Annotated in this window: 14 protein-coding genes and 1 pseudogene; 8 read left to right on the forward strand and 7 right to left on the reverse strand. The window is 57.3% G+C overall.

Going from position 1 to position 17059, the window contains the following annotated elements; translation table 11 throughout:
* Window positions 1-22: 22 nt before the first annotated feature.
* Complete coding sequence (gene hydA, locus ACR0NE_RS18110) at window positions 23-1477, reverse strand: dihydropyrimidinase (protein ID WP_170393377.1); 1455 nt, start codon at window positions 1475-1477, stop codon at window positions 23-25.
* A 92-nt stretch (window positions 1478-1569) separates the two neighbouring features.
* Complete coding sequence (locus ACR0NE_RS18115) at window positions 1570-2820, reverse strand: Zn-dependent hydrolase (RefSeq protein WP_170595906.1); 1251 nt, start codon at window positions 2818-2820, stop codon at window positions 1570-1572.
* 171 nt (window positions 2821-2991) lie between these two features.
* On the opposite strand from ACR0NE_RS18115, the gene ACR0NE_RS18120 reads away from it, so the two are divergent.
* Both ACR0NE_RS18120 and ACR0NE_RS18125 read left to right on the forward strand, forming a co-directional pair.
* The gene (locus ACR0NE_RS18120; protein WP_170393378.1) at window positions 2992-3600 is read left to right on the forward strand and encodes a TetR family transcriptional regulator C-terminal domain-containing protein; all 609 of its coding nucleotides are present in this window, start codon (window positions 2992-2994) and stop codon (window positions 3598-3600) included.
* Window positions 3601-3637: 37 nt separating this feature from the next.
* Window positions 3638-3859, forward strand: coding sequence for an N-(5'-phosphoribosyl)anthranilate isomerase (locus ACR0NE_RS18125; RefSeq protein ID WP_480459387.1), 222 nt, complete (start codon window positions 3638-3640; stop codon window positions 3857-3859).
* A gap of 51 nt (window positions 3860-3910) precedes the next feature.
* Here ACR0NE_RS18125 and preA read toward each other — a convergent pair whose 3' ends face one another.
* The 3 genes and pseudogenes from preA to ACR0NE_RS18140 form a co-directional block, all read right to left on the reverse strand.
* A complete protein-coding gene (preA, locus tag ACR0NE_RS18130; RefSeq protein WP_170595908.1) occupies window positions 3911-5215 on the reverse strand; it encodes an NAD-dependent dihydropyrimidine dehydrogenase subunit PreA in 1305 nt (434 codons plus the stop codon).
* 45 nt (window positions 5216-5260) lie between these two features.
* Complete coding sequence (locus tag ACR0NE_RS18135; protein WP_170595909.1) at window positions 5261-6595, reverse strand: NAD(P)-dependent oxidoreductase; 1335 nt, start codon at window positions 6593-6595, stop codon at window positions 5261-5263.
* A gap of 159 nt (window positions 6596-6754) precedes the next feature.
* Window positions 6755-7386 (reverse strand): annotated as a pseudogene (locus ACR0NE_RS18140) (cupin domain-containing protein).
* Between the two features lie 152 nt (window positions 7387-7538).
* On the opposite strand from ACR0NE_RS18140, the gene ACR0NE_RS18145 reads away from it, so the two are divergent.
* From ACR0NE_RS18145 to ACR0NE_RS18155, 3 genes are all read left to right on the forward strand, one after another.
* Window positions 7539-8534 carry a hypothetical protein gene (locus ACR0NE_RS18145; protein WP_170595910.1) on the forward strand — a complete coding sequence of 332 codons (996 nt, stop codon included), beginning with the start codon at window positions 7539-7541 and terminating at the stop codon, window positions 8532-8534.
* Between the two features lie 72 nt (window positions 8535-8606).
* Complete coding sequence (locus ACR0NE_RS18150; RefSeq protein WP_170595912.1) at window positions 8607-9899, forward strand: O-acetylhomoserine aminocarboxypropyltransferase/cysteine synthase family protein; 1293 nt, start codon at window positions 8607-8609, stop codon at window positions 9897-9899.
* 4 nt (window positions 9900-9903) lie between these two features.
* A complete protein-coding gene (locus tag ACR0NE_RS18155; RefSeq protein WP_170595914.1) occupies window positions 9904-10614 on the forward strand; it encodes a GNAT family N-acetyltransferase in 711 nt (236 codons plus the stop codon).
* Between the two features lies 1 nt (window position 10615).
* Here the strand turns inward: ACR0NE_RS18155 and ACR0NE_RS18160 are convergent, their stop codons facing one another.
* Window positions 10616-11311 (reverse strand): SIMPL domain-containing protein, encoded by a 696-nt coding sequence (locus tag ACR0NE_RS18160; protein ID WP_170595916.1) that lies wholly within the window; start codon window positions 11309-11311, stop codon window positions 10616-10618.
* A gap of 165 nt (window positions 11312-11476) precedes the next feature.
* On the opposite strand from ACR0NE_RS18160, the gene ACR0NE_RS18165 reads away from it, so the two are divergent.
* Window positions 11477-13363, forward strand: coding sequence for a hypothetical protein (locus ACR0NE_RS18165; RefSeq protein ID WP_170595918.1), 1887 nt, complete (start codon window positions 11477-11479; stop codon window positions 13361-13363).
* Between the two features lie 56 nt (window positions 13364-13419).
* Here ACR0NE_RS18165 and hppD read toward each other — a convergent pair whose 3' ends face one another.
* The gene (gene hppD, locus ACR0NE_RS18170; protein ID WP_170510921.1) at window positions 13420-14517 is read right to left on the reverse strand and encodes a 4-hydroxyphenylpyruvate dioxygenase; all 1098 of its coding nucleotides are present in this window, start codon (window positions 14515-14517) and stop codon (window positions 13420-13422) included.
* A gap of 99 nt (window positions 14518-14616) precedes the next feature.
* Here hppD and ACR0NE_RS18175 point away from each other — a divergent pair, with 99 nt between their 5' ends.
* A complete protein-coding gene (locus ACR0NE_RS18175; protein WP_370644441.1) occupies window positions 14617-15120 on the forward strand; it encodes an Lrp/AsnC family transcriptional regulator in 504 nt (167 codons plus the stop codon).
* Window positions 15121-15140: 20 nt separating this feature from the next.
* Window positions 15141-17024, forward strand: a complete 1884-nt coding sequence (locus tag ACR0NE_RS18180) for a monovalent cation:proton antiporter-2 (CPA2) family protein (RefSeq protein WP_170393396.1) — start codon at window positions 15141-15143, stop codon at window positions 17022-17024.
* The last annotated feature ends 35 nt before the right edge of the window (window positions 17025-17059 follow it).

Below are 17059 nucleotides of genomic sequence, written 5' to 3' on the forward strand. Positions count from 1 at the left end.
CCGGAAAGGCGACCCAAGGGGTTTATACACCCGTTGCCGGTATACCTGTCCGCTCAACAGGCCGGGGCGCTGTCAACTCTTTCCAGGTGCTCAGCGCCTTGTTCACATGGGTATTGGCCTCACGTGCCACGAACTTCCCGTGCCCTTCCTGAGTCTGAATCTCGCCATCATGTACGGCCACCGCCCCACGAGTTAGCGTGAACCGGGGCAACCCGCGCACTTCCTTGCCTTCGAACACGTTGTAATCGATCGACGACTGCTGCGTATCGGCCGAGATCACCTTGGCCTTATCCGGATCCCAAACCACCAGATCAGCATCCGCTCCCACGAGAACCGCACCTTTTTTCGGATAACAATTCAATATCTTGGCAATATTAGTTGAAGTCACGGCCACGAACTCATTCGGTGTCAACCTACCTGTGTTCACCCCATGCGTCCAAAGCATCGGCATCCGGTCCTCCAACCCGCCGGTGCCGTTCGGGATCTTGGTGAAATCCCCAACGCCATAGCGTTTCTGCTCGGTCGTAAAGGCACAGTGATCCGTGGCCACCACACTCAGTGTTCCGGATTGCAAACCGTTCCACAAGCTATCCTGATGCTGTTTGTTCCGGAACGGAGGGCTCATGACCCGCCGTGCCGCATGCTCCCAATCGTGGTGAAAGTATTCACTCTCATCCAATGTCAGGTGTTGGATCAAAGGTTCGCCCCAAACCCGCTTGCCTTGCATCTTGGCGCGCCGGATGGCTTCATGCGCCTCCTCACAGGAAGTATGCACCACATAGAGCGGCACACCCGCCATATCCGCGATCATGATCGCGCGGTTGGTTGCTTCGCCTTCCACCTGTGGTGGGCGGGAATAGGCATGCGCCTCTGGCCCTGTGTTTCCTTCGGCCAACAACTTCGCGCTCAGTTCAGCGACCACATCGCCATTCTCGGCATGGACCATCGCGGTGCCACCCAACTCGGCCAGACGCTTGAACGAAGCAAACAGCTCATCGTCGTTCACCATCAGCGCGCCTTTATAGGCCATGAAATGCTTGAAGGTGTTGATGCCACGCGTCTCGATGACGGTTTTGATGTCATCAAACACCTGCTCGCCCCACCAGGTCACCGCCATATGGAACGAATAATCACAATTCGCGCGCGTAGACTTGTTGTCCCAACGCTTCAGGGCGTCCAACAGGCTTTCGCCCGGATTAGGCAACGCGAAATCCACAACCATCGTGGTCCCGCCTGCCAGCGCTGCGCGCGTGCCGCTTTCGAAATCATCGCTGGAATAGGTTCCCATAAACGGCATTTCCAGATGCGTGTGCGGGTCGATCCCTCCGGGCATGACATAACAGCCCGATGCATCAAGTTCCTTATCACCTCGCAGGTCCGGCCCAATCTCAGTAATCACACCACCTTCGACCTTTACATCCGCCTTATAGGTCAGATCAGCGGTCACAACGGTTCCGTTCTTGATTACAGTGCTCATGTTAAACTCCCTGATGCGGTCTGCGCCGCTTGCTTCATCTGGCTAAAAATACCCCGGGGGAGCCGCCCATCGGGCGACGGGGGCAGAGCCCCCTATTCCACGATCCCAGCCGTCTCGACGACCGCATGCAGTAGAACATCCGCCCCAGCTGCAGCCCAATCCTTGCTGATCTCCTCAGCTTCATTATGGCTCAACCCATCAACGCATGGGCACATCACCATCGCTGTTGGCGCCACCCGGTTGATCCAGCAGGCATCATGACCGGCGCCCGAGATGATATCCGTATGCGAATACCCCAACCGCTCAGCCGCATCGCGCACCGCCGCCACGCAACCTTCATCAAACTTCACCGGATCAAAACCGCCCACTTTCTCGAATTCGATCTGCAGCCCCATCTCTTCGACGATATCTTCAGCTGCGACTCGCAGACGGTTCTCCATATCAGTGATAACGTCCAACTCGGGCGAGCGAAAATCGATCGTGAACACTGCCTTTCCGGGGATCACATTGCGTGAGTTCGGATAGACATCGATATGCCCCGCCGCACCCACGGCATGAGGTGCATGCGACCATGCAATCTCGTCCACTTTCTCAAGAATACGCGCCATCGCCAGCCCGGCATTCTTACGCATCGGCATCGGCGTAGACCCAGTATGCGCATCCTTGCCGGTCACGGTAACCTGGGTCCAGCTCAAACCCTGACCATGGGTAACAACGCCAATATCCTTACCCTCAGCTTCCAGAATCGGGCCCTGTTCAATGTGCAACTCAAAGAAAGCGTACATCTTGCGCGCACCAACCTCTTCATCGCCGCGCCAACCGATGCGGTTCAGCTCATCTCCGAACTTCTTTCCTTCGGCATCCTCACGTGCATAAGCCCAGTCCTGAGTGTGCATTCCGGCAAACACCCCCGAAGACAACATCGCCGGGGCATACCGCGTCCCTTCTTCGTTGGTCCAATTGGTGGCCACAATAGGGTGCTTGGTCTTGATGCCCAGGTCATTCAGCGTGCGAATGATCTCCAGCCCACCAAGCACGCCAAGAACGCCATCATACTTGCCACCTGTGGGCTGCGTATCCAAATGCGACCCTACATAAACCGGCAGTGCCTCGGGGTCCGCTCCCTCTCGTCGGGCAAACATGTTGCCCATCTGGTCCAGCCCCATCGAGCAACCGGCATCCTCGCACCATTTCTGAAACAACGCGCGCCCTTCGGCGTCCTCGTCCGTTAGCGTCTGACGGTTGTTGCCACCCGCGACGCCTGGGCCGATCTTGGCCATCTCCATCAGGCTGTCCCATAACCTGTCGCCATTGATCCTGAGATTCTGCGCCGGAGCTGCCATCATGTTCTTCCCTGTTGCTTGCGATTTGGCTCGCTTTTGGTGTCTTGATTTGACCATCTGGTCAAACTCACGCTATCACGGGTTCGACATCAGTCAAGAAATTGCAGTGGCCTGCCGGAATTTTCGACATAATTGACGCCCAACTGGCCGAAAAAAGGACAACAGGTGAACATGCCCAAAGACCGCGCCCCAACCCGGATTCAGCAAAAGAACCGAGCAGCGATTCTCGAGGCGGCCCTGAATGTGTTCTCAGCCCACGGTTTTCGCGGCGCAACCGTCGACCAAATTGCAGCCGAGGCGGGGCTGAGCAAGCCCAACCTGCTCTATTATTTTCCATCGAAAGAAGCGATCCATACAGCCCTGTTGTCGGGTCTGCTTGAAGTCTGGCTCGCTCCCCTGCACGCGTTGAATGAGGATGGCGACCCGCTGGAAGAAATACTGTCTTATATCCAACGCAAACTTGAGATGAGCCGCGACCTGCCGCGCGAGAGCCGCCTCTTTGCCAATGAACTTGTTCAGGGCGCGCCGCGCATTCATGAAGCTTTGTCCAGCGATCTCAAAAAACTGGTCGATGAAAAAACCACGATTCTGACAAGCTGGATGGCTCAGGGCAAAATTGCACGAGTCCATCCCTATCATCTGATTTTCTCGATCTGGGCACTGACACAGCATTATGCGGATTTCGATGTTCAAGTCCGGGCAATTCTTGGGGAAGAAGACCCATTCGAAGGCGCAGTTCCGTTCGTGGAAACGCTCTATCGAAAACTGCTTACACCTTAAGAGACACTTAACCCTATTGAGAAAAGCTCGGAGCATGATGACGTATCGCTCAGATCCCGAGCCTTGGATCACCCAGCTTTTCTCGTCCCGATCTGCTCGAACGGGAGCTGTTGTGCGACGCTTAGTTGCTTGGATCGAACGGGAGGTTGGTCACGCGGCTTTTCAGGCAGAAGTGAAACGGCGCGGATACCATTTGATCCGCACCGCCAATCAATATGTCATCATCTGCCACAACGGACCCATCGACATTCTGTTCTGAGTAAATTCGTCGAATTTTCTACGCCAAGATTTTTCGACGAAAAATCTCTGACTACTCCGCCGCTTTCGCCATGGGGTTGTTGGGGTGTGTCGTCCAATTGGCATATTCAGGATCAACGACCTTGCCTGTGCGCGGATCAACCGCTCCGGCGGCCATCGGCTCCATGGAAATACACCCCTCTACAGGGCACACATCCACGCAAAGATTGCAGGCTACGCATTCCTCGTCGATCACTTCGAACACCCGATCCTCCGACATCGAAATCGCCTGATGGCTGGTGTCTTCACAGGCTGCAAAACAGCGACCGCATTTGATGCACTGATCCTGATCGATCTTCGCTTTGGCGATGAAGTTGAGGTTCAGATATTGCCAATCCGTCACATTGGGCACTGCGCGTCCGATCACTTCGTCGATATTGGCATAGCCTTTCTCATCCATCCATTCTGATAAGCCAGCCGTCAATTCATCGATGATTTTGAACCCATAGGTCATCGCTGCAGTGCAGACCTGAACATTGCCGCAACCCAGCGAGATAAACTCTGCTGCATCGCGCCAAGTGGTGACGCCACCGATGCCTGAGATCGGTAGCCTATGCGTGGCTTCAGCCCGCGCAATCTCGGACACCATCGACAACGCGATTGGTTTCACCGCCGGTCCGCAGTAGCCACCATGGCTGCCTTTACCGTCAATCGAGGGTTCGGGGCTGAAGGTGTCCAGATTGACGCTGGTGATCGAGTTGATCGTATTGATCAGCGACACCGCATCCGCGCCCCCATTCTTCGCTGCCGCCGCAGGTTTGCGGATATCCGTAATGTTCGGCGTTAGCTTCACGATAACTGGGCGGTCGTAATACTGTTTGCACCAACGGGTCACCATTTCGATGTATTCCGGCACCTGCCCGACGGCAGACCCCATACCCCGTTCACTCATCCCGTGCGGACAGCCAAAATTCAGCTCGATCCCGTCCGCACCGGTTTCAGCCACACGCGGCAGAATGGCCTTCCAAGCAGCCTCTTCACAGGGCACCATGATCGAGGCGATCAGGGCGCGATCTGGATAATCCGCCTTTACGCGGGCCATTTCCTCAAGGTTCACCTCAAGCGGTCGATCTGTGATCAGTTCGATGTTGTTGAGTCCCAACAACCGGCGGTCCGCGCCATAAATCGCGCCATAGCGTGGGCCGTTCACATTCACGACCGGAGGCCCCTCGGCCCCCAAGGTCTTCCACACTACGCCGCCCCATCCGGCCTCGAAGGCGCGGCGAACATTGTACTCCTTATCCGTCGGTGGCGCGGAGGCCAGCCAATACGGGTTCGGGCTTGATATTCCAAGAAAGTTTGATGTTAAATCAGCCATTTATCCGGCCTCCCTGATGCAGTTCTGCATCTTTGTCTTTGAGTTTCACGCGCTCAGAGCAGCGTGGATATCCATCGCGGCATCGCGACCTTCGGCTACGGCGGTCACGGTCAGGTCTTCGCCTCCTGCCGCACAGTCTCCGCCAGCCCACACACCAGCCATTGAAGTGCGTCCCGCCCCGGTCACGGCAATCTTATTGCCATCCAGCGTTAGGCCTTCCGGCGCACCGTCAAGCGTCTGACCGATGGCCTTAAGAACCTGATCGGCCGGCACACGGACAGTTTCACCCGTTCCGGTCAGTCGACCATCATGGCTCGCAGTATACTCCAACTCGATCTCTGCTGCGGCACCATTTCCGTGAATGGCCACCGGCTGAACATTGCAGAGAATCCGAACACCATGCGACGCCGCCAAATCCTGTTCGTACCGGCTGGCACCCATCGCGTCGCGACCTCGGCGATAGGCGATGGTGACGTGCTCAGCGCCTAGCAGTTTCGATTTCACTGCCGCATCTACGGCAGTCATACCACCGCCAATCACAACGACATTGCGACCCACAGGTAGATCAACCAGATCGCTGGCCTGTCGCACATCCGAGATAAAGTCGACCGCCGGGCGCACCCCGTCTTTATCGACCCCATCAGCCCGCAGTGCGTTCACCCCCGCAAGTCCTATTGACAGGAAAACAGCGTCATAGTTCTCCTGCAACCCTTCCAGAGAAATCGTCTCTCCCAGAATCGAACCGGTCTCGATCGCGATCCCGCCTATTTTAAGCAGCCAATCGACCTCGGCCTGTGCAAAATCATTGGTAGATTTATACGCCGCAATCCCGTATTCGTTCAGACCGCCTGGCTTGGGCTTGCCTTCGTGGATCACCACATCGTGCCCCTGCATCGCCAGACGATGCGCACAGGCCAGACCGGCGGGCCCTGCCCCAACTACGGCAATTGTCTTGCCGGTTGATGCGGCGCGCTCGAACGGATGCGCACCCGAGGCCATCACATCATCGGTTGCATAACGCTGCAGGCGTCCGATCTCGACCGGCTTGCCTTCGGCCGTCTCACGCACGCAAGCCTCTTCACACAAAGTTTCGGTCGGACAAACCCGGGCACACATGCCGCCCAGAACGTTCTGCTCCAGAATGGTCTGCCCTGCCGCCTGCGGTTGCCCGGCCTGAATCTGGCGAATGAACAACGGAATATCGATATCCGTAGGACATGCCGTCACACATGGCGCGTCATAGCAGAAATAGCATCGATCGGCGGCCACAGCGGCCTCGTGCGGGGCCAGTGGCGGATGCAGATCGGTGAAATTCGAGGTCAGCTCATCGCTGGAAAGCCGCCCGGAGACGATCCCGGGTGCCATCTGGCCCTGTGCCATCACTCTACTCCCTGTAGATATGTTTGTTATGGACCCCAGCTTGCCACAATCTGATTTTTTATCAATTGGTAAAATTTGCCAAATGGTCAAAAAATGAAAAATCCGGGCGGAATGGCCCGGATTCAGTCAGAAATTGCCTATTTTGTTGGCAGCGGCGGCTCAGACCATCCCGCCCAGGTGGCCGGATTTGATCCAAACACGGGCTCCGCCCTCTCCTGCTACAGCAGCAAAGCGTGATCCAGGCGGCAAGCGCAACCAGTCCCAAGTGCCAAATTCTTCGCCCGCCTCGGCAAAGCCACCTTCAATAACAAAGACCTCAAACCCCTTATCGGCGTCCAATTCAATATGTTCGCCCGCGCCCCAGGTTTGCACCTGGACATCCTCATGCACATCCTTGAGCAAATCGATATCTCCGCCCCCGTTGATCGAGCGCCGAACCTCGGTGCGGTCATCGGGGTCGAACTGATGCAATTTGACCAGAATAGTCGCGCCTTCGCTGGCCGAGGGTGTATGGGAGGACGTCGGGGGATTGCGTACATAGCTGCCGACAGGGAAATCTCCGGTTTCATCCTGGAACACTCCGTCCAGCACTAGATATTCCTCACCCCGTCATGAGTATGCGACGAAAACGCGCTGCCGGGGGCAAAGCGCACGATGGTTGTGGCACGCGCCACTTCCTCGCCAATGCGGTCCAGCATCTTGCGTTCGACGCCAGCAGCCGGTGACGCGACCCATTCGGTCTGATCAAAGTGAACGGCGACCCGCTGTGTGAAATCTGCATTGACCCGCATATGCAATCCTCCTGCGTTGCTGTCACATTAGATGGGAGCACGAGCCGGATTTGCAAACCGGTCATGTTTGGGGTTTTGACGCCCTTCACAGCTTGTTGTACTTCCGGTTGAGGCAGCGGCCGAATACCGGCCCGATCAGAAAGCGCAACACGATGCAGGCAAGCCCGGCGACATTCAACATCCTCATCATCGGGCAAAACAACCGGCTGCAATACGAGGCATTGCTTTTCGCCGCCTCGCTGCGCCACAGCTCATCAGGGTTCAAAGGTCGGCTGTTCGTGGGGGTGCCACAGCCCGGCCCTCTTTGGCCTCAGAACCCCAGCATTCAGGATGCGGAAGTTCTTGAAGCCCTGCAGCATCTGGGTGCCGAGATTCTGCCTTTTGAATCTCATGCTTTTGGCTCGAGCTATCCCAATGGCAACAAGATCGAAGCTTTGCTGGCGATGCCAGAGGGTGAGCCCTTTGTCTTTTTCGACTCCGACACTCTGATCACCGGCGAAATTTCCGACGTCCCGTTCGATTTCGAACAGCCCGGCGCCTCACTTCGGGTCGAGGGAACATGGCCCAAACCCACGCTCTACGGCCCAGGATATGAGGGTATCTGGCGCGCACTGTATGACCGGTTCGGGCTAGATTTCGAAAGCTCTCTCGATCCCAGCCAGCCCGAGGGTTATTGGCGGCGCTACCTGTATTTTAACGCCGGTTATTTCTTCTACAAATGCCCCCGCCAATTTGGTGAGCGGTTTATGGGCTATGCCCGCGCCATTCGCGACGAGGAAATCCCCGAACTGACCGGGCAAGTTCTGAACCCGTGGCTGGATCAGATCGCCTTGCCGCTGGTCATCCATTCCTTCGGTGGCGGACGGGATGCCCTGCCCGAGGGCCTGCTGGATGGGTCGGTCAGCTGCCACTATCGCCTGTTCCCGATGCTCTACGCCCGCGAAAGTGATCATGTGGTCGAGGTATTGGAAACCGTCGTGGCCCCGAACAAGATCAAAAAAGTGCTCAAAGGCTATGATCCACTGAAGAAGCTGGTGATACAGCGCAAGGGTGCGAAGATCCGGGCATTGTTCGACCGAAACAACCTGCCCGCACGCGAACAGGTCATTCGCAAAACGATCAAGTCCAAGGGGCTTTGGCTACGGTGACGCGGACATTGTGCCGGGCGAGCCAATGTCCTAGAGATTCAGCAACACACATTCCAACAGGAGATTTCCTCGATGTCTGACGGACCCACCTACGGTTTTGACACGCTGCAAATTCACGCCGGGGCCCGCCCCGACCCTGCCACAGGCGCGCGCCAGACACCGATCTACCAGACCACCGCTTATGTCTTCCGCGACGCTGACCACGCCGCCGCGCTGTTCAATCTGCAGGAAGTGGGGTTCATCTATTCCCGCCTGACCAACCCGACTGTTGCGGTGCTGCAGGAACGTGTGGCGACGCTTGAGGGCGGCGTTGGCGCGGTGTGCTGTTCCTCGGGTCACGCGGCGCAGATCATGGCGCTGTTCCCGCTGATGGGACCGGGCTGCAACGTGGTGGCTTCGACCCGTCTGTACGGCGGCACGGTCACGCAGTTCAGCCAGACGATCAAACGCTTTGGCTGGTCGGCCAAGTTTGTCGACACCGATGATCTGGACGCCGTCAAGGACGCTATCGACGAAAACACCCGCGCGGTGTTCTGCGAATCCATCGCCAACCCGGGCGGTTATGTCACCGATATCCGTGCGCTGGCGGATTTAGCCGATGCAGCAGGCATTCCGCTGATCGTCGACAACACCTCGGCCACGCCCTACCTGTGCCGCCCGATTGAACACGGCGCGACTCTGGTCGTTCACTCGACCACCAAGTACCTGACCGGAAACGGCACCGTGACCGGCGGCTGCATCGTGGATTCGGGCAAGTTCGACTGGTCGGCAAATGACAAGTTTCCTTCGCTCAGCGAACCCGAATCCGCCTATCACGGCCTGAAATTCCACGAGACCTTCGGCCCGCTCGCCTTTACATTCCACGGCATCGCGATCGGTCTACGCGATCTGGGCATGACGATGAACCCTCAGGCGGCGCATTACACACTGATGGGGATAGAAACGCTATCGCTACGGATGGAGCGCCATGTCGAAAACGCGCAGAAAATAGCAGCGTGGCTCGAGGCAGACGACCGTGTGGATTACGTGACATATGCTGGCCTGCCATCCTCGCCCTATAGCGACAGGGTAAAAAAGCACTACCCGCGCGGCGCGGGTGCCCTGTTCACTTTTGCGGTCAAGGGCGGCTATGACGCCTGCGTAAAGCTGGTGAACGCGCTTGAGATCTTCAGCCACGTGGCCAACCTTGGCGACGCACGGTCGCTGATCATCCACTCGGCCTCGACGACCCACCGTCAGTTGACGCCCGAGCAGCAGGAAGCTGCAGGCGCAGGCCCTGGAGTGGTCCGCGTATCCATCGGGATCGAGGATGCAGACGATCTGATCGCTGATCTCGATCAGGCTCTGTCCAAAGCCAGCGCCTGATCCGATGACCGGGCACAACACAAATGAACTGGGTCAACCCATCGGTTTTTCGGTCACGGGCGAGTTTCCTCGCCCCACGCCACCTTACACACCGATGCAGGGCCGGTTCTGTTCCGTTGTGCCATTGGATGTAAACAGGCACGCGCCCGGCTTGTACCGGGCGTTTGCCAATGACATGGACGGCCACAATTGGACTTATCTGCCCTACGGCCCGTTCGACTCTGAGGCGGATTTCACCGCATGGGCGCAGTCAAACTGCATGGATGCGGACCCGATGTTCCATACGGTGCTCGACGCGGATGAGGTACCCGTGGGGATGGCCTCATACCTTCGGGTCGAACCAGCAGCGGGTTCAATCGAGGTAGGCCATATCCACTTCTCTCCCCTGCTCCAGCGCAAACCGCAATCGACCGAGGTTATGTATCTGATGATGCGCCGTGTGTTCGATGAGCTTGGTTATCGCCGCTATGAATGGAAATGCGACGCCCTGAACGCGCCATCAAAACGCGCAGCTGAACGTTTGGGTTTCACGTTCGAGGGCGTCTTCCGGCAGGCGACACATTACAAAGGACGCAACCGGGATACGGCGTGGTTTTCGATTATCGACAGCGAGTGGCCGCGCATTCGCGCGGCATTCGAGAACTGGCTTGCGCCGGGGAATTTCGATGCATCGGGCCGGCAGCGCCAACCGCTGCAAGCCCGGGTAGGATCGTAGATTACTCCGCGATTTCGAATTCCATCGCGATATTGACCGAAACGGAAATCTCTCCGCCTGCGACCGGCACGCCACCGGCGTCCGACATAGCCATCTCGCGCATCTGAGCCATCGGGCGAACACCTCCGCCGTGGTCGTTGATCGATAGGACGGGACCCAGCGTAACCCCGGACGCCTGCGCTAGTTGCTGCGCCTTCTCGGTCGCATCTGCCACAGCCTTGGCCCGTGCTTCAGCCTCAAGCGGTTTGGGCTCTTGCACGCCAAAGCTCAGACCGCCGAAATCATTGGCACCGTCCTTGATGACCGCATCCATGATCTGGCCCAGATTATCCAGATCCCGCACGCGTACCGAAACGCGGTTGGACGCGGTGAACCCAGTGATCTTGGGTGGCTCAATGCTGGAATTGCTGCGCCCCGACCAGACCGGTGAAAGCGAAAGATCGCGCGTCTGAACATCGCGCGCCTCCAATCCCATTTCGTCCAGTCGTTTGAGGATCTGCGTCACCGCGTCCGAGGTCGCCTGCATCGCTACCGATGCCTGCGCATCCTGATTGGTCACGCCCAGTGTTATCGTTGCCATATCGGGTGCAACCAGAGCCGTACCGGTCCCGCTGACCGAGATGCGACGTTCTTCCGCATGGGCGGGCAGAGTCGCGGTGGCAGCGGCCATGGCGGCCAAAAAAGCAAGTGTCTTCAAGATGATCCCTCCTTGATGCTTGCTCTCAAGATGGGTGGTCGGGCCCGTACACGGCAAGGGGGGAAACGTGCCTTTTTCTTTCCCTCGGCGAGTTCCTGCTCTAATCTCGGCGGGCAGACATCTAAGCGTTTGCATAAAAGCCGACAATTATGGTTCATCGCGATTATGAAACCCGCCTTTGCGCTGTCATTTTCTGAAAACGGCATTTCCTTGCATCATCAGTCGGATGGAGACTGGTACTGCATTGGAACCGTTCCGTTAGATGCGTCGGATTTCGCGGACCAGATGCAGGCCCTTCGGGATCAGGGATTCGCGCTGGAAAATGACCTGAGTTGCAAGCTTGTGATTCCATCCGATCAGGTGCGCCTCTTGGTTGTCGACACCGATGGTTTGGACACCGATGCAGCGGCGAAAAAGGTCAAGGATACGTTGGCCGCAGCCACGCCCTATGAGCTATCAGAGCTGGCTTATGTCGCGGGCGACGTGGGGACTGAGACCCCGGTTGCCGCTGTGGCCCAGCAAACGCTGGACGAAGCCAGCGCATTTGCCACCGATCATGGCTTTATCCCCGAGGCATTCTGGGTCAGCGCAACCGGCAACGATACTTTGGACGCGCCATTTCTGGAACTGCCGATCATTGTGGATGAGGACGCTGTGATTGCGGCCCCCAAACCCGTTGATACGCCGGACATACCGGTTCACGCCATCGCTGAAGATGCAGCCCCCCCTGCATTTGAGCCTGTTACCAAAACACTGCCCTCGTCTGCCAAAACAGGAACGGATCTGAAACGCTTTGCAATTCCTGCGATCGCAGCGTCGGTTGTGGTTGGAATGTTGCTGGGTGTCTGGTATTACAACAGCTCTGACCCCGAAATTGTCGAAGTGGCCGAACCGTTAGAGCCCGAGCTGCAGCCAGAGCCAGAAATTGTGACGGCAGAACCGCAGGCACAACCCGAACCTCAGGAAACCGAGATCGCAAGCCTCCCACAAGAACCTGAAGTGGCAGAGGAAGAACCGGTGCGCACCCCCACGGACGAGGCCATTCTCGAAGCACTGAAGATTGAACCGGAGCAGGTCGAAGACATCGCTGATCTGCCAGAGAGCAGAACCGAGTTTCGTGAGTTTACCGGCACCGCCCCCGTTGAACCTTCAGGCCTGGAGCCAGCGCCTGTGGCTGGCGTGGATAATCAATATCTCACATCGGTCGATCGCTCGGACCTGTCGACCGATTCCGTCGCACTACCCGAACTTGCCAGCCTCGACACAGATGCGTCTTTTGAGTCGATCTCTTTGCCAGGCCAAGCGGGGCAGCGGTTCAACCTGGATGAACGCGGACTTGTGACGCCAAGTGCCGAAGGCACGCTGAACCCGGCCGGTGTGATGGTTTATCTGGGTCGTCCCGCATCCGTGCCCCCCGAACCCCCAACCAGGTTCGAAACAGAACCCGTTGTCATAGAAGAGGTCGATGAGAGACTCGCGGCGTTTCGCCCACGGCCACGCCCGGAAAATCTGGTGGATCAATTCGAACGCCAGCAACTTGGCGGTCGATCCCGGCAAGAGCTGGCCTCGGTCCGGCCTAAGCTGCGGCCCGAGTCTCTGCAAACCCCTCCGCAGGTCGATGAAACCCCGACTGCGCTGGCTGTTGTACGGGTACCCCGTCCAAAAATCAGGCCTGCCAGCATCACGGCGCGCGCGACACGGCAACCTAGTTCTGGGAGTGCAGCGCTGGCCTCGACCGCAAATGTGGCCAGTAATGCCGATGAAGTTGGTTCGTTCCAGCCCAGAACGGTCAATCCCAAAATTCCGTCTTCCGCGTCAGTTGCGAGACAAGCAACCATCGACAACGCGATTAACCTGCGCAAGTTGAACCTAATCGGCGTGTACGGCACCCCGGCAAACCGCCGTGCTTTGGTCCGCCTGCCCAGCGGACGCTACAAAAAGCTGAAGGTGGGCGATCGCATCGACGGAGGTAATGTCATCGCCATCGGCGACAGCGAGTTGCGCTATCAGAAGCGCGGCAAGAACATCACGCTCAAGATGCCGCGCGGGTAAAGAAAAAGCGCCATGTCGGTCAGACACGGCGCTCGGTTGATTTCATTGATTCATGTTTAGGCTGCCGAGATTTCACCCGACTCGATCTGCTCACGTTCGATCGATTCAAACAGGGCTTTGAAATTGCCTTCACCAAACCCGTCATCCCCTTTACGCTGAATGAACTCAAAGAAGATCGGGCCAATGACTGTTTTCGAAAAGATCTGCAGCAGAATCTTGGTCTCACCGCCATCAACTACACCTTCACCGTCGATCAGAATGCCGTGCTTCATCATCCGATGCTTGGGCTCATCATGGCCGGACACACGGTCGTAAGACATGTCATAATAGGCCTCGTTCGGACCGGGCATGAAATTCAGACCCTTCTCGGCAATGGCATCGGTCGAGGCGTAGATGTCGTCGCTGCCCACCGCGATATGCTGGATGCCTTCGCCGTTGTACTTCTTCAGGTAGGAGACGATCTGTCCGGTCTCTCCACGATCTTCATTGATCGGAATGCGGATGCGACCACAAGGTGAAGTCAACGCGCGACTGTAAAGCCCGGTAAACTTACCTTGAATGTCGAAAAAGCGGATTTCACGGAAGTTGAACAGGTCGCCATAGAATTTGAACCACTTGTCCATGTTGCCCTTGAACACGTTGTGGGTCAGGTGATCGAGATAGTAGAACCCATCGCCGCGCGGTTTTGACTGCTCCAGCCATTCAAATTCCTCATTGTAGGGCGAGGTGTCATAATACTGATCGATGAAGTAGATCAGCGAACCACCAATGCCCTTGATCGCCGGAACGTTCATGGTCTTGTCCGCGCCATCATAGGGCTCAGCCCCTTTGGCGATCGCGTGCTCATAAGCCTTCTGAGCATCAACAACGCGCCAGCCCATGGCAGGGGCGCAGGGGCCGTGCTCGGCCACGAATTTGGCTGCAAAACTATCAGGATCCGCGTTCAGGATGTAGGTTACATCACCCTGTTGCCAAAGCTCGACCTTGGGGGTGTTGCGGTGATAGCCGACATAGTCGAAGCCCATTCGCGCAAACAGGTCTCGCAGCTCTTGCGGCTCGGGGTGTGCGAATTCAACAAACTCAAACCCGTCGGTACCGGCTGGGTTTTCTTCGCTGATGACAGATTTCGGGGCGTTATGCGGGAAAGGACCCATGGCGCGTCTCCTCGGAAAACAGGAATTTCTTTGCTGATTCAAAAATACGCCTTAATGAGTGCTGTTTCTGCGCATTGTTTTCGTATAAACTAAGTTTAGATGCGTACTTTCCGCATATTGATTGCAAATCTTGAGGAAACGCCGCACGTGCTGGATCGGATTGATATCGGAATACTCGCAGCTTTGCAGCGCGACGCGCATCTGACGTCGCAGCAATTGGGTGATGTGCTGAATCTATCCGCCAGTCAGGCGGGCCGTCGCCGACAGCGCCTTGAGGCCGAGGGTTACATCACTGGGTACACCGCACGACTGGACCCGCTGAGGCTGGGGCTACAGGTTCAGGGGTTCATTCAGGTGCATCTGGGCACTCATGGTCCCGAACAATCCGCAGGCTTCGCCCGCATGGTCAACACCCGCCCCGAGATCACCAGCGCCTGGACGATGACAGGTGAGGCAGATTATCTGCTTCACGTCTATTGTGACGACTTATCCGCACTCAATACCTTGCTTCACGAAGTGATCCTGCCGCATCCTGCAGTTGCACGGGTGCAAAGCCAGATCGTAATGGACCAATTGAAACGCGACGCGCCGCTCCCAACCTGAGCGGATTTAAGAGGACAATAATGAACGAGTTCCTTTATCAGGCATCGATCTATCTGGCAGCTGCGGTGATCGCGGTGCCGCTTTCCGCCCGTCTGGGTCTGGGATCGGTGCTGGGTTATCTGGCCGCAGGCATCGCGATTGGACCAATTCTGGGGCTAGTTGGCGCAGAGACCGAAAGCCTACAGCATGTGGCCGAATTCGGCGTCGTGATGATGCTGTTCCTGATCGGGCTCGAGCTTGAGCCCCGTGCCTTGTGGGATATGCGGGACAAATTGTTAGGCTTGGGCGGGCTGCAGGTCGGCCTGTCGACCGCCGCAATCGCAGCTGTGGCGTTCTATGCGGGTCATCAGTGGTCGGTGGCGCTGGCGGTTGGATTAACCTTGTCACTTTCTTCCACTGCAATCGTGCTGCAGACCCTGTCCGAAAAGGGCCTGATGCAAACCAACGGAGGTCGAGCGACCTTCTCGGTCCTGCTGACGCAGGACATTGCCGTAATCCCGATCCTAGCTTTCCTGCCGCTGCTTGCCCTGCCCGCAAGCATCCACATCGAAGATGACGGCTCCATCAGCCGTGGCGTAGGCATAGCCAAAGACGCGGATTATCACGCCAAACTCTCGCTGGTCGAAGGTCTGCCCGGCTGGGCCGTTACGCTTGTCACCATTGGCGCCGTCGCGTTTGTCGTATTGGCCGGCATCTACCTGACCCGCCCACTGTTCCGTTTCATCCACGCCACCCACCTGCGCGAAATGTATACGGCACTGGCGCTAATGATCGTGGTCGGCATCTCGTTCCTGATGACCCTTGTGGGCCTGTCGCCCGCTCTTGGCGCGTTTCTCGCCGGAGTGGTTCTGGCCAGTTCGGAATTCCGACACGAAATGGAAAGCGACCTTGAGCCGTTCAAGGGGCTGTTGCTGGGCCTGTTCTTCATCACCGTGGGCGCTGGGATCGATATCGGGTATTTCTTCGCCGACCCGTTTGACCTGATCGGTTTGGCCTTGCTGGTCATACTGGCCAAGGGGATCATCCTGTTCATCGTCGGGCGCGCCTTCAAGCTGCGCGGGCGCGATCACTGGCTGTTCACGCTGGGTTTGGCCCAGGCCGGCGAATTCGGCTTTGTCTTGTTGGCGTTTTCTACGCAGCAGAACGTGATTCCGCCGGGCTTGTCGCAAAAACTGTTGATGATCATCGCGCTGACCATGTTGATCACACCGCTTCTGTTTATCGTCTACGACGTACTTTCGCGCTTTCTCGGCGAGAGCAATCCGCAGGTTGAACCCGATCAGATCGACGAAAAAGGCCCTGTCATCATCGCCGGGATCGGTCGCTTCGGGCAGATCGTCAACCGGCTGGTACAGGCAAGTGGGTTTAAAACAGTTGTTCTGGACCACGATATCGAAACGATCCAGCTGATGCGACGGTTCGGTGTCAAAGGCTTCCTTGGCGACCCCACTCGCCCCGAATTGCTGCGCGCTGCTGGAATCGAAAAGGCAGCGGTCCTTGTCGCGGCCATGGATGACTACAAACAGGTCACCCGTCTCGTCGGATATGCCCGCCGCCAGCGGCCCGATCTGCACATCATCGCCCGCGCCCGCGACCGCAACCATGTCTATGAACTGTATCAGGCCGGGGCCAACGACATTGTCCGCGAGATGTTCGACGGGTCGCTACGCGCGGGCCGCTATGTTTTGGAGAATATCGGCCTCAGTGAATACGAGGCCGCACAGGCCGAGCAGACCTTTTATCACCACGACCGGGGATCGGTGCGCGAGCTTGCAGAACTGTGGATCCCCGGCATGCCAACCGCTGAGAACAAGAAATATATCGAACGTGCGCGGCAACTGGAAAAGGATCTTGAAACCGCCCTGCTGGAATTGGCCGAAGAACATGCCAAGAAATCTGCCTGACCCGCCATTCCGACGGCTTTGCCCCGCAACAGGCA

The sequence above is a fragment of the Ruegeria sp. C9 genome (genome assembly GCF_056537585.1).